Annotated in this window: 11 protein-coding genes and 3 tRNA genes; 9 read left to right on the top strand and 5 right to left on the bottom strand. The window is 70.6% G+C overall.

The window, feature by feature from the left end; genetic code table 11:
* Positions 1-82: 82 nt before the first annotated feature.
* The 3 genes from AC3DE3_RS02135 to AC3DE3_RS02125 are packed head-to-tail and all read left to right on the top strand — an operon-like array spanning position 83 to position 3472.
* Positions 83-1945 (top strand): DUF294 nucleotidyltransferase-like domain-containing protein, encoded by a 1863-nt coding sequence (locus AC3DE3_RS02135; RefSeq protein ID WP_260487767.1) that lies wholly within the window; start codon positions 83-85, stop codon positions 1943-1945.
* On the top strand, positions 1945-2667 hold the full coding sequence (locus AC3DE3_RS02130; protein WP_488368800.1) for an exonuclease domain-containing protein: 723 nt from the start codon (positions 1945-1947) through the stop codon (positions 2665-2667). The genes AC3DE3_RS02135 and AC3DE3_RS02130 overlap by 1 nt, the downstream gene beginning before the upstream one ends.
* A 10-nt stretch (positions 2668-2677) precedes the next feature.
* Positions 2678-3472, top strand: a complete 795-nt coding sequence (locus AC3DE3_RS02125; protein WP_488368799.1) for a fumarylacetoacetate hydrolase family protein — start codon at positions 2678-2680, stop codon at positions 3470-3472.
* A gap of 47 nt (positions 3473-3519) precedes the next feature.
* On the opposite strand, the gene AC3DE3_RS02120 is transcribed toward AC3DE3_RS02125, so the two are convergent.
* Entirely contained in the window at positions 3520-4650 is a 1131-nt protein-coding gene (locus AC3DE3_RS02120; protein WP_488368798.1) for an isochorismate synthase, read from the bottom strand.
* 127 nt (positions 4651-4777) lie between these two features.
* On the opposite strand from AC3DE3_RS02120, the gene gltX reads away from it, so the two are divergent.
* From gltX to AC3DE3_RS02105, 3 genes are all read left to right on the top strand, one after another.
* Entirely contained in the window at positions 4778-6262 is a 1485-nt protein-coding gene (gene gltX / locus AC3DE3_RS02115) for a glutamate--tRNA ligase (protein ID WP_488368797.1), read from the top strand.
* 106 nt (positions 6263-6368) lie between these two features.
* Positions 6369-6440 (top strand) — tRNA-Gln (locus AC3DE3_RS02110).
* A 54-nt stretch (positions 6441-6494) separates the two neighbouring features.
* Positions 6495-6567: transfer RNA gene (locus tag AC3DE3_RS02105), tRNA-Glu, on the top strand.
* A 96-nt stretch (positions 6568-6663) separates the two neighbouring features.
* On the opposite strand, the gene AC3DE3_RS02100 is transcribed toward AC3DE3_RS02105, so the two are convergent.
* The 3 genes from AC3DE3_RS02100 to AC3DE3_RS02090 form a co-directional block, all read right to left on the bottom strand.
* Entirely contained in the window at positions 6664-7614 is a 951-nt protein-coding gene (locus AC3DE3_RS02100) for an acyl-CoA thioesterase (RefSeq protein ID WP_488368796.1), read from the bottom strand.
* A 121-nt stretch (positions 7615-7735) separates the two neighbouring features.
* Entirely contained in the window at positions 7736-9346 is a 1611-nt protein-coding gene (locus tag AC3DE3_RS02095) for an MDR family MFS transporter (protein ID WP_488368795.1), read from the bottom strand.
* Positions 9343-10041, bottom strand: coding sequence for a TetR/AcrR family transcriptional regulator (locus AC3DE3_RS02090; RefSeq protein WP_488368794.1), 699 nt, complete (start codon positions 10039-10041; stop codon positions 9343-9345). The genes AC3DE3_RS02095 and AC3DE3_RS02090 overlap by 4 nt, the downstream gene beginning before the upstream one ends.
* Positions 10042-10153: 112 nt before the next feature.
* Between AC3DE3_RS02090 and AC3DE3_RS02085 the strand changes: the two genes are divergently transcribed.
* Positions 10154-10226 (top strand) — tRNA-Glu (locus AC3DE3_RS02085).
* Positions 10227-10302: 76 nt separating this feature from the next.
* A complete protein-coding gene (locus AC3DE3_RS02080; protein WP_488368793.1) occupies positions 10303-11157 on the top strand; it encodes an ABC transporter substrate-binding protein in 855 nt (284 codons plus the stop codon).
* 48 nt (positions 11158-11205) lie between these two features.
* Here AC3DE3_RS02080 and AC3DE3_RS02075 read toward each other — a convergent pair whose 3' ends face one another.
* Complete coding sequence (locus tag AC3DE3_RS02075) at positions 11206-11907, bottom strand: IclR family transcriptional regulator (protein WP_260487758.1); 702 nt, start codon at positions 11905-11907, stop codon at positions 11206-11208.
* Positions 11908-11975: 68 nt separating this feature from the next.
* Here AC3DE3_RS02075 and leuC point away from each other — a divergent pair, with 68 nt between their 5' ends.
* Positions 11976-13442: a 3-isopropylmalate dehydratase large subunit gene (leuC, locus tag AC3DE3_RS02070; protein ID WP_260487757.1), complete on the top strand. Its 1467-nt coding sequence runs from the start codon at positions 11976-11978 to the stop codon at positions 13440-13442.

The following is a 13442-nucleotide window of genomic DNA, read 5'->3' as shown; positions in this document are numbered from 1 at the left end:
CCCCACGTCCGGCCCCGCGGCCCGCGGGTGTGAATCACCTGAAGTGATCACGCCGCGGGCCGTCGGCGTCCACAGTGGTGGCATGGATGTCGAACTCGCCGAGGTGAGGGACTTCCTCGCGCGCTGTGCCCCGTTCGACGAACTGCCCGGGGACGTACTCGACCGCCTGCCGGCGAGGCTCGGTCAGCGCTATCACCGTCGGGGGACGGTCATCATCGACGCGGGGGCCGCCAATGACACGCTGCACATCATCCGCACGGGTGCCGTCGAGGTGTGCGATCCGGATGGTGCCCTGCTCGACGCCCGCGACGAGGGTGACTGCTTCGGTTACTCGACGCTGACCCGCCCCAGCACGTCGCGGTACCGCATGGAGGCGGTCGCGGACACCCTGTTGCTGGAGATGCCGCGGGCGGTCTTCGACGAGCTCGCGGCCGAGTATCCGAGCATCCGGGATTTCTTCGGCGAGCGCAGTGACCGGATCCGGCAGGATCTGGCCTCGGCGCGCGTCGCCGCGGCCGGCGGGGACCCCCTGAGCACCCCGGTGGGGGATCTCCTGATCCGCGACGCGGTCACCACCGCCCCGGGGACCACGATCCTGGAAGCGGCGCAGATCATGTCGCGGGAACGCGTCTCCGCGCTGCTCGTGGTGCGGGACGGGCGCGTGGTGGGCATCTTCACCGACCGTGACCTGCGTTCCAAGGTGGTCGCGGTCGGTGGTGACACCGGGCAACCCGTGTCGACGATCATGACCCCCGACCCGGTCTCGGTGGACGCGGGCACCCGCGCGTTCGACGCGACACTGCTCCAGATCGAGAAGGGCGTCCACCACCTGCCGGTGTGCGAGAACGGTGTTCCGGTGGGGATGGTCACGAGCGGGGACCTGCTGCGCCTCGCCCAGGCGGACCCCGTGTATCTGGCCGCGCGGATCTCCCGGGCCCAGGATGCCGACGGGGTGGCCGAGTTGTCCGCGCGGTTGCTGCCGCTGGTCGCCGAGTTCGTCCGCCGCGGGACCACGCCGCGGGACATCGGCCGTGTCGTCACCGCCACCGCCGACGCGGCCACCCGACGGTTGATCGCGCTCGCCGAGTCCGAGCTCGGCCCGCCACCGGTGCCGTACTGCTGGGTGGGACTCGGCTCCCAGGCCCGCGGTGAGCTCGGGGTGGCCAGTGACCAGGACAACGCGCTGATCCTCGACGACCGGGCCGCTGCGGGAGCCGGCGCGGACGCGTACTTCGCTGCACTCGCGGAGCGTGTCTGCACGGGGCTGGACCGGGCCGGCTTCCCGCTGTGTCCGGGTGAGGTCATGGCGACCAATCCCCGGTGGCGGCGGACCTGTTCGGACTGGGAGCAGACGGTCCGGGACTGGGTGGGAGCCCCGGAGGCCGAATCGGTGCTGCACAGCCAGGTCTTCTTCGACCTGCGCCCCGTGCACGGGGAGACCGCGCTCGCGGAGCGGGTCCGGCGGGAGACGGTGGTGCGTTCCCAGGGCAGTCCCCGTTTCCAGGCCCACCTGGCCCGGATAGCGTGCGACTGGCAACCTCCCCTCGGATTCCTGCGCGGTCTGGTCGTCGCGCGTCGTGGGGAGTACCGCAACACCCTGGACCTCAAGGCCGGGGGAGTGGCGCCCGTCGTCCAGATCGCCCGGTTGTACGCCCTGTCCGCGGGCCTCGACGAGGTGTCGACCATCGACCGGCTCGACGCTGCGGCGACGGCCGGGGTGATCGCCCGGTCGGATGCGGAGAACCTCATCGAGGCGTTCCGGTTCCTGCGTGGACTGGCCTCCCGGCACCACGGACGGCAGATCAGCGAGGGGTCGGCCCTCGACAACAACGTGGACCCCTCGACCTTCGGGACCAAAGACCGCCACCGGCTCAGGGCGGCGTTCCGCATCATCGCCGGGGCGCAGAGCGCGTTGGCGATCAGATACCGGGTGGGGCAGATGTGATGGTGCTGCAACGGCTGACCTCGGCGGGTCGTCGTCGCCGGGCCGCGCGGCGGGCCCCCGACGGACCGCTGCGACGATTTCTGGAGACACCCACGCCGGATCCGGACACGCCGCTCGAGGAGTTGTCGCTGCTCGCGGTGGACGTGGAGACCACGGGACTCGATTCGCGCCACGACCGGGTGCTGGCCGTGGGGTTCATCCCGATCGACGGGGACCGGATCGACCTGGGCGGCGCGGGGTCGATGGTGGTGCGCCCGGATCACCGCCCGGGCGACGACGACGACGGGGTGGGCCAGAGCGCCACGGTGCACGGGCTCACGGATGACAGGGTGGCGGCGGGGGCCGACGTCGTCGACGTGCTGGACCGGGTCTTCACTGCGCTCACCGGGAGGATCCTGGTCGCGCACTACAGTCCGATAGAAGTCGACTTCCTCGGCGCAGTGTGTCGGCGCACGTACGGGGTGCGCCCGCCGCTCGAGTCCGTCGACACCCTCGAACTGCACCGCCGCGTCCTGGGCGGAGGCGTCGACATGGGGTTCACCGCGGACCCGTCTCCCGAGCGACTGCGGCTCTGGGGTGCCCGCGAGCGGTACGGCCTACCCCGTTACCGGGCACACGACCCGTTGGTGGACGCCCTCGCCTGCGCGGAGCTGTATCTCGCACAGGTCTCCGAACTCCGGGACCGCGGGGCGCGCACGCTGCGCGACCTACGGACCGCCTAGGATCGCGGGTATGCGTCTCGCCCGTATCGCCCACCCGCAGGGTTTCGCCTTCGTCGAGGTCCGCGGAGACATCTCCGACCCGTCCTCACTGATCTGCGCCGAGATCTCCGAGCACCCCTTCGGTACCCCCGAGTTCACCGGACGGGACTGGCCGCTGGCCGACGTGCGTCTGCTCGCCCCGATCCTGGCGTCGAAGGTCGTGTGCGTGGGCAAGAACTATGCCGACCACGCCGAGGAGATGGGGTCGGCGGCCCCGGCGGAGCCGCTGATCTTCCTCAAGCCCAACACCTCGGTGATCGGCCCGGAGGCGGCCATCGCGTACCCGCCGAGCTCCGAGCGTGTCGACCACGAGGGCGAGCTGGCCGTGGTGATCGGGCAGCCGTGTCGGGATGTCGCCGCCGCCCGCGCCCATGAGGTCATCCTCGGATACACCTGCGCCAACGACGTCACCGCCAGGGACCAGCAACTGTCGGACGGACAGTGGACGCGTGGGAAGGGCTACGACACGTTCTGCCCACTCGGGCCGTGGATCGTCACCGACCTGGACCCCAACGGACTGGACGTCCGGGTCACCCTCACCCACTCCGACGGCACGTCCGAGGTGCGCCAGGACGGCAACACGTCCCAGTTCATGCACACCGTCGGCGAGATCGTCGAGTACGTGAGCCGAGTCATGACGCTCCTGCCCGGCGACGTGATCCTCACGGGCACCCCGGCCGGGGTGGGCCCCATGCTGCCCGGAGACCGCGTGACGGTCGAGATCGAGGGGATCGGCTCCCTGACGAACCCCGTCGTCGACAGGTAGATCCCGTCCCGGCCGGCTCCGGCCCACGGACCGGGAGCCCCGATTCGCTAGTCGGCTCCGAACGCCCGCAGGATGGTGCGGAGCTTGGCGCCGGTCTCCGCCACCTCGTCGTCCGGCTGGGAGTCCGCGACCAGGCCGCCGCCCGCCCAGGCGATCGCCCCCGAGCGGTCCGCGTCGATCTCGGCGCACCGGATGGTGACCATCCAGTCGCCGTCGCCGTCGGCGTCGGACCAGCCGACGGCCCCGGCGTAGAACCCCCGATCCCCTTCGATCGCCGCGATCACCCTGCGCGCCCCGTCCGTCGGGGTCCCGCACACAGCGGGGGTGGGGTGAACGGCGAGGGCGAGGTCCAGCGAGGTCGTGCGGGGGTCGGCGATACGTCCCCGGATACGCGTGCCGAGGTGCCACATCTCGCGGGTGGAGGTCAGGGTCGGCTGATCGGGGATCTCGAGATCAGTGCAGAGCGGGCCGAGCGCCCGTGCGAGCGAGTCCACGACGAACGCGTGCTCGGAGGCGTCCTTCCCGGAAGCGCGCAGGGCCCGTCCGGCGGCCTGGTCGGTGGCGGGGTCGGCGGACCGTGGTGCGGAGCCGGCCAGGGGGTGACACTCCACCAGGTCGCCACGACGGCGGACGAGCAACTCCGGGCTCGAGCCCACCAGGACCCGGCCGGCGTAGGCCCCACCGGCGGGGGAGAGGTCGACCAGGTAGCCGTCCGCAGCGGGGCTGGAGTCGATCAGAGCCGCGCACACCGCATGAGGGTCGATGGGCTCATCGGACGCCAGACGGACGGCCCTGGCCAGCACCACCTTGTCGATCTCGCCGGAGCGCACTCCGGCGATCGCGGTGGATACCCGGGATCGGTGCTCCAATGCCGTGGGGATCTCCCGGGCGACGTGGGCGCGGGTGCGCATCCGGCGGAAGTAGGCGGGGGGCTCCAGCGGCCCGTCTACGCGGACCACCACGTCGGGTTCGACCAGGGCCGCGGGCGCGTCGGGCTCGAACCCGATCGCGCCGACCACCAGTCCGCTGGCCCCGGAGCGCAGGGCCAGGGCCGCGTCCGCCGGATCCGTGAACGAGTTCAGGGCACCCTGGGTGCGCAGCGAACCGGTCGGACGGGACAGGAGGAAGTCCGGGGCGGTCACCGGGCGTGCGACGTCGGGATGGTGCCCAGACGCCACGGCACGCCTCCCTCGGTTCGGACTCCAGCGTGGATCCCGCCTACACGGTGGCGGCCACGGGTACCCGCCGATCCTAGGCCGGTCCTCGCCGGGGGTGCGACCCGGGACCGACACTAGGATGGTCCCCATGACCGCCTCGAACGTCCGCGTCCGCTTCTGTCCGTCTCCCACCGGAACACCCCACGTGGGTCTCGTCCGCACGGCACTGTTCAACTGGGCCCACGCCCGGCACACGGGCGGCACGTTCGTCTTCCGCATCGAGGACACCGACGCCGCCCGGGATTCGGAAGAGTCCTACCAGTCCATCCTCGAGGCGCTGCGGTGGCTCGGTCTGGACTGGGACGAGGGCCCCGAGGTGGGTGGCCCGTACGCGCCGTACCGCCAGTCCGAGCGTCGCGATCTGCACCTCGACGTCGTGCGCAGGCTCGTCGAGGCGGGGGAGGCGTACGAGTCGTTCTCCACCCCTGAGGAGGTCGAGGCCCGGCACAAGGCCGCCGGGCGCGACCCCAAGCTCGGATACGACGGGTTCGACCGAGACCTCACCGAGGAGCAGAAGCAGGCTTTCCGCGACGAGGGACGCGGCGCGGTGATCCGGCTGCGGATGCCGGACGAGGACCTGTCCTGGGACGACCTGGTCCGCGGGGAGACCGTGTTCAAGGCGGGCACGGTGCCGGACTTCGTGCTCACGCGCGCCAACGGGATCCCCCTGTACACGCTGGTGAACCCGGTCGACGACGCGCTGATGAAGATCACCCACGTCCTCCGCGGCGAGGACCTGCTCAGTTCCACCCCGAGGCAGATCGCCCTCTATCGCGCCCTGATGCGGATCGGGGTGGCCGAGGCGGTCCCCTCGTTCGGGCACCTGCCCTTCGTGATGGGGGACGGCAACAAGAAGCTGTCCAAGCGCGACCCCGAGTCGGACCTGTTCCTCCACCGCGACCGCGGGATGCTGCCGGAGGGGTTGCTCAACTACCTGGCACTCCTCGGATGGGGGCTCTCGGATGACCGCGACGTGTTCTCCCTCCGGGAAATGGTCGACGCGTTCGACGTGCGCCAGGTCAACGCCAACCCGGCCCGCTTCGACCAGAAGAAGGCCGACGCGATCAACGCCGAGCACATCAGGCAGCTTCCGGCGGACGAGTTCGCCCGCCGCCTGCGCGAGTACCTCGTCGCACATCCGGCCGAGGACGGGCTGACGCTACCCGAGGAACTCGACGGCCCGCGGTGGGCGATGGTCGCGGACCTGCTCCAGACCCGCATCGTGGTTTTGTCGGACGCGTGGGACCTCATCCGGTTCCTCATCGTGGACGAGTCCGCGTTCACGGTCGACGAGAAGTCGGCTGCCAAGAACCTCAAGGCGGAGGCCCGTGAGGTCGTGGACGCCGCGATCGCGGCGCTGGAGGCGGTCGAGGAGTGGACGACCCCGACCATCGAGGCCGCACTGTCGGGCGCTCTGGTGGAGAACCTGGGCATCAAGCCGCGCAAGGCCTACGGGCCCGTGCGGGTGGCTGTCACGGGATCGCATATCTCGCCGCCGTTGTTCGAGTCGCTGGAGCTGCTCGGTCGCGAGGTGACGCTGTCCCGCCTGCGGTCCGCGCCGGTCGCAGACTAGGCCCGACCCGGTAATCAGCCGGATTGACCAGGCGATTTGCTATTCACCCTCGGTAGTTTGATAGTCTCTTCGAGGCGCCCCGCGAGGGGCGGAGAAGTGAATGCAGTGGCCTATGGTGTAATTGGCAACACAGCGGTTTCTGGTACCGTCGTTCTAGGTTCGAGTCCTGGTAGGCCAGCTGAGCGCGTCACAGCGCTCGCTACAGCGGATCCCCTCGCGGATCCGTGTCCTAGCCCCCGTCGTCTAGCGGCCTAGGACGCCGCCCTCTCACGGCGGTAGCGTGGGTTCGAATCCCATCGGGGGTACAACAGGAAGGCGTCCGGAGCACATCGCTCCGGGCGCCTTTCTCGTCGGGGTTAGGGGGGCACGGCGTCCCGCGCCCCGTGGTCGCTCGTCGCTCCTCAGACCGGGGCCCGGACCGGCCCGCTGACACGACCCCGCCCGCGCAGGCGGATGAGGTGCCGGGCGTGGTCGTCCAGCGCGTGATCCTCGGCCGTGACCGGGGACCACCGGGGGACCGGGGTGGGACGTCCGTCCGTCCCCAGTGCGGCGCACACGGTCAGGCAGTGGGTGGTGAGCGTCCGCTCCGGTGAGGTGGTCTCCCCGGACCGGACGTGTACCGAGACGTGCATGGTCTCGTGGCCCGTGTGCAGCAGTCGCGCCTCCACCTCCACCACGTCACCGATCCGTACCGGGTGATAGAACCTCACGCCCCCGGCGTACACGGAGGTGCACCGGGTACCCGACCAGTGGGCGGCGCACAGGTTCGCGGCGTCGTCGATCCACGACATGATGCGCCCGCCGTGTACGTTGCCGCCCCAGTTGACGTCGCCTGGCGACGCGAGGAAGCGGAGGATCGAGCGGGGCGCGGTGCCCTGCGTGGAATACGTCTGCTCCGCCATCGCCAGTTCGATGTCCTTGCGCAGTCCGATGCGCATGACCGCTTCGTCGGACTCGTGGATCTCCAGTCGGGACGCGGGCGTCCAGGGGGGCACGGGGGTGGGCGCGCCGTCGCGGACGGCGATGAAGACCACCAGGCACTCGGCGCAGTGTCGGTAGTCGAGCGTGGTGGGGTTGCAGGCGCGGACGTCGCACTGGATGTGCATCGACGTGGAACCCGTGTGGACGAGGCGGGCCGAGACCTCGATGAGTTCGCCGGAGATGACCGGCCGGGCGAAGCGGATGTTCCCGACGTAGGCCGTGACGGAGTAGCCGCCGGACCATCCCGCCGCCAGGGCGTAGGCGGCCTTGTCGATCCATTCGAGGATGCGTCCGGTGTGCACCTGCGTGCCCGTGCCGACATCGGTGGGCGCGGCGAGGAACCGCAGGACGGTCTGACGAGGTGTGGTCACGCCCCGCACGCTAGTGAGGGCGCGTGACGGGGCGGTTGCGGCGCGTTCGGATTCGGTGTCGGACTCCTCACCCCTGCGCGGCACGGCGGTGAGCCGCGCCGTGCCGCGCAGGGGAGCGGGCTCAGTCCACGGTCTCCTTCAGGGTGTCCTCCCGCACGAACAGCAACAAGACGGTGGCGAGCAGGATGAGCGGTACGACGACGTGGTAGATGGGCACCAGCGCGTCGTTGTAGGAGCCCACGATCGCGTCGTGCAGGGGGCCCGGCAACCCGGCAAGGATCTCCGGTGTCATGGAGTTCGAGGCACCCGATCCGTTCGAGAAGCTCTCGGCCAGTGCCGCGCCCTCCGGGCCCAACTCGGCCGCGGCCGCGGGGATCCGCTCACTCATGAGATCGGCGAGCCGGCTGACGAACAGCGACCCCACGATCGCGGAACCCATGGTGCCGCCGATCTGGCGGAAGAAGTTGTTCGAGGCGGTGGCGGTGCCGACCATGGAGATCGGGAAGGTGTTCTGGACGATCAGCACCAGCAGCTGCATGCACAGTCCGAGTCCGAAGCCGAAGACGAACTGCACCACGGCCAGGTGGACGAGCGAATCGCCGGCCTCCAGAGAGCCGATGAGCCACAGGCCCACCGCCATGATGAGGGTGCCGGCCACCGGGTACCACTTGTAGCGGCCGGTACGGCTGACGATGTTGCCCACGATGATGGAGGTGCCCATCATCCCGGCCATCATCGGGGTCATCATGAGGCCGGCGGCGGTGGGGCCGAGACCGTGGACCATCTGGATGTAGGTGGGCAGGTACGCCATGCAGCCGAACATCGCGACGCCGACCAGCAACCCGGCGGAGGTCGCCAGCGAGAAGTTCCTCTCGGAGAACAGCGTCATGGGGATCAACGGATGCTCGGAGCGCAGTTCGACCACGACGAACGCGATCGCGCACACCAGGAACAGCGCCCCCATGCCGAGGATCATCGGGTCCGTCCAGCCGTAACGGTTGCCACCCCAGGAGGAGATGAGGATGAGGGCGGTGGTGCCGGTCGCCATGAGGATCGTGCCGGGCCAGTCCGTGCGGCGTCCGGCCCCGCGGTTGGGCAGGCGCAGCCAGACCACTGCCACGACGAGGGCGACCAGGCAGACCGGGAGGTTGAACCACAGTGCCCAGCGCCAGCCGGGCCCCTCGGTGAAGAACCCGCCGAGGAGCGGGCCGAGGACGGAGGACAGTCCGAAGACCGCGCCCATGATGCCCATGTACCGGCCGCGTTGCCGGGCGGGGACGACGTCGGCGACGATCGCCTGGGACAACACCATGAGTCCGCCGCCGCCGAGTCCCTGGACGGCGCGCGCCACGATGAGCAGGTCGATGTTCCAGGCCAGCGCGCCCAACAGTGAGCCCGCGGAGAACAGGAGGATCGCCGTGACGAAGAGCGGTTTGCGTCCGATCTGGTCGCCGAGTTTGCCGTAGACCGGCAGGCCGATCGTCATGGTGAGCAGGTAGACGGTGATGACCCAGCTCATCCGGTCCACGCCGCCGAGATCGGCGACGATCGTCGGCAGGGCGGTGGCGAAGATCATCTGCCCCAGGGAGACGATGAGCATCCCCAACAACAGTGAGGAGAACACCAGCGGCACGTTGTGGGTGACCTGGGCCGACGACGGAGCCGGACCCGGTGCCGGCGCGGGCGCGGGCCCGCGCGCCGCGGAGGTGGTGCGGACGTCGATTTCGCTCATGCGGGGCTCCCGGCGGGACGTGGGGTGGTGGGTGCGGGGGTGTGGGGTGCACTGACGAGCAGCGCGAGCTGCCGCAGCGCGGTCGCGCAGTCGTCGTCGAGGTCGTCGAAGGTGGCCGAGTCGCGGGTGAGCCAGGCGGACAGGCCCAGGTTCGCCGACGCTGCGACCAGGGCGACACACGCCCGGGCCTCGGCCTCGACGGTGGCACCGACCAGGCGACGGAGCGACGGGTGCCGGTCGAGATGGGTGGTGACCAGGTCGGCCAGCCGCAGCTGGAAGCGCGACGAGGCGGTCATCCGCGCGGCCGCCAGTTCGGGCTCGGCGCGGAAGATGGCGCGCCTGCGCTGTGCCAGTGTCGCGGTCTGGTCCTTGTCCGCGGTGCGGGTCGCCGCGAAGGCGGCGAGATACAGGCGCAGCAACGCGTCGAGGACGTCCCGGTCCGGCCGGTCGAGGAAGTCCGCCCGACTGGACTCCGGGACGTCCTCGGGGGTCGTGCCGATCACGGCAGCCTCCTTGGACGGGACGTAGTTGAAGAACGTCCGCTTGGAGACCTCGGCGGCCGCGCAGATCTGGTCGACCGTCACCGCGTCGTACCCGTTCTCCAGAACCAGCGCGGTGGCCGCGTTCTCGATCGCGACCATGGTCGCTCTGCGCTTGCGGTCGCGCAGTGAGTGGGGGTCGGGGGGAGAATCCATGGCACGAGCGTAGCGACTAAGTGCACCGAGTGCATGTTTGCACCCGGTGAATGGGGGTGGTGGGGCGATTTGGTTCGCCGTCCACGTTCCGGATATAGTGGTCGAGCGCCAAGCCCCCGTCGTCTAGCGGCCTAGGACGCCGCCCTCTCACGGCGGTAGCGTGGGTTCGAATCCCATCGGGGGTACACGAGAGATGTCCCGGTTCGTCAACGTCGACGAGCCGGGACATCTCGCATTTGTCGCCGTGGCAGGATCTCCGTCGTGACCTCTCGCCGCGACCTCCTCCGCCTGGCCGTCGGTGGCGGGTTGTCGCTCGCCGGGCTCACCGCGTGCGGGGCTGGAGTGGTGTCGACGACGACGAGCCCGGCCACCACGTCGGGCGACCCGCTGGCCCCTCCGAGTCCGATCCGTACACCCACGCCGGACGCCCCGCCGCGCCGTCTCATCGCACTCTCCTCGGCCGACCTCGACGTCCTGCAGGCTCTCGACCGCGAGCCCACGGCCGCGTGGGCGGTCGACGGGACGGGCCCGCGGCCGTGGCGGATGCGGCCGGCGCCGCCGTCTCCGGAGTGGGACGGCCCCGGGCTGCCGAGTCTGCGGTCGCTGCTGCCGTTCGGGGTCGACGCGTTCGTCCTGGCCACGGCGGACGTCACCGAGTCCGAGCTCCGGGGGTACGAGCGCCTGGCCACGGTGATCGTCGACCCGCAGGGGCGACCCGGGTGGCGGGATCACCTCGACCTGGTGGCCGGCGCCGTGGACCGCGATCCCGCGCCCGCTGCCGCCTCGACCGGGCGGGCGCTCGAGGAGTGGGCCGGGGGTCAGCGTCGTATCGGGGTGGACACCCTCGTCGTCGTCATCGGGACAGGCGCCCGGCCCGACACCCCCGTCGCCACCCTCGCGGCGGAGTCCCCACTCGGCACCGAGATCCGCGCGCTGGGCTTCGACGTGGACTCCCGCCCCGAGCCCGTTCCCTACCGGGACCTCCGGCGGACGGGCGTGCAGGTGGTGCGGGTGGATCCGCGCGACGGCGACCTGGTGGCGGCCGTGCGCCAACCCAGCGTGACCAGCCTGCCGTGGGCGCTCGAGCGACTCACCCGCGGGCGGCGACCCGCCTAGTCGCCGTCGCCTGACGCGCCGGGTTCGCGCGCCGACGTTTCGGACCGGTCAGAGCCGTTTGTGTATCGCGTCGGCGGCGGCGAGCAGGTCGGTGGCCCACTTCACGCCGGGGCGCCGACCGATACGGTCGATGGGGCCGGATACGGAGATCGCGGCGATCACGGACCCGGAGGAATCCCGGATGGGGGCGGAGATCGATGCCACGCCCGCCTCGCGCTCGGCCACGGACTGTGCCCAGCCACGCCGCCTGACCTCCGCGAGTTGGCGCTCCGTATAGGTGGCGTCCGCGAGCAGCGTGCGCTGGGTGGCGGGGTCGGCCCACGCGGCCAGTACCTTGGCGCCCGAGCCCCGCGTCATCGGCAGGATCGCGCCGACGGGGACCGTGTCGCGCAGGCCGGTCGGTGGTTCCGCGGAGGCCACACAGATCCGGTGGTCGCCGTCCCGGCGGTACACCTGCACGCTCTCCTCCGTGACCTCCCGCAGTCGGGGCAGGACGGTCGAGGCGGCCTCGGCCAGCGAGTCGGACACGTGCGCCGCGAGCTTGGCCAGACCGGGCCCCAGGCTCCACACACCGGCGTCGTCCCGGGAGAGGAGCTGGTGGATCTCCAGCCCCACGGCCAGTCGGTGGGCGGTCGCCCGTGGCAGGCCCGTCCGCTCACACAGATCGGACAGGACGCATGGTTGTTCGGCCACGGCGTGGAGCACCGTCATCGCTTTGTCGAGGACTCCGATCCCGCTATACTGTCTCACAGTTCGACTATATCGTCCTACATGGTGAGAATCCATCGGATCTGATCAGGACGTGGAGTGGAGGCGTGATGAGTGAGACCGTGCCCGCAGGCGCGCGACCGCGGACCCTGGCCGAGAAGGTCTGGGACGACCACGTTGTGGTCAAGGGGGAGGGCGAGGGCGAGTCCCGGGGACCCGACCTCCTGTTCATCGACCTCCACCTCGTGCACGAGGTCACCAGCCCGCAGGCCTTCGACGGTCTCCGACTGGCCGGTCGTCGGCTCCGCCGCCCGGACCTGACCCTGGCGACCGAGGACCACAACGTCCCGACCGACATCGTCGGCGGCGCGGTCAACCTCATCGCCGACCAGACCTCACGCATCCAGATCGAGACACTACGTCGCAACTGTGAGGAGTTCGGTGTCCGGCTGTATCCGATGGGTGACCTCGAGCAGGGGATCGTCCACGTGGTGGGCCCCCAGCTCGGACTGACCCAACCGGGTATGACCGTGGTGTGCGGCGACTCGCACACCTCGACCCACGGGGCGTTCGGTTCCATCGCGATGGGCATCGGCACCTCCGAGGTCGAGCACGTCATGGCCACCCAGACGCTGGCGTTGCGTCCGTTCAAGACCATGGCCGTCACCGTCACCGGCGAGCTGCAGCCCGGTGTCACCGCCAAGGACCTCATCCTGGCCGTCATCGCCCAGATCGGCACCGGCGGCGGGCAGGGCTACATCATCGAGTACCGCGGCGAGGCCATCGAGAAGCTCTCGATGGAGGCGCGGATGACCATCTGCAACATGAGCATCGAGGCCGGCGCCCGGGCCGGCATGATCGCCCCGGACCAGACCACCTACGACTACCTCCACGGGCGGCCGCACGCCCCCACGGGCGACGAGTGGGACGAGGCCGTGCGGTACTGGAACGGCCTCCGGACCGACGACGATGCGGTGTTCGACACAGAGGTCATGATCGACGGCGACGCCCTCACCCCGTTCGTCACCTGGGGCACCAACCCCGGCCAGGGCGTGCCGCTGGGTGCCGCCGTCCCGCACCCCGAGTCGTTCACCGACGAGAGCGCACGGATCGCCGCCGAGAGCGCCCTGGAGTACATGGACCTGGAGGCCGGCACCCCGATGCGGGAAGTGCCCGTGGACGTGGTCTTCGTCGGCTCGTGCACCAACGGTCGCATCGAGGACCTGCGCGCGGTCGCCGAGGTCGTCGACGGTCACACGGTGGCCGACGGGGTGCGGATGCTGATCGTGCCGGGGTCCATGCGTGTGCGCGAGCAGGCCGAGGCGGAGGGCCTGGACAAGATCTTCACCGCGTTCGGTGCCGAGTGGCGGCAGCCGGGTTGCTCGATGTGCCTGGGCATGAACCCGGACTCGTTGCTGCCCGGGCAGCGGTGTGCGTCCACCTCCAACCGCAATTTCGAGGGCCGTCAGGGCAAGGGTGCCCGTACGCACCTGGTCAGCCCGTCGGTCGCCGCGGCCACCGCGGTACTGGGGCATTTCGCCTCGCCCGTCGACCTCGAGCCCGCGAAGGGGGCCTGA

This window comes from Dietzia sp. IBK-p2-16D, from assembly GCF_057773085.1.
The sequence above is the reverse complement of the archived record's forward strand: the minus strand, read 5'-3'. Positions and strand labels throughout refer to the sequence as shown.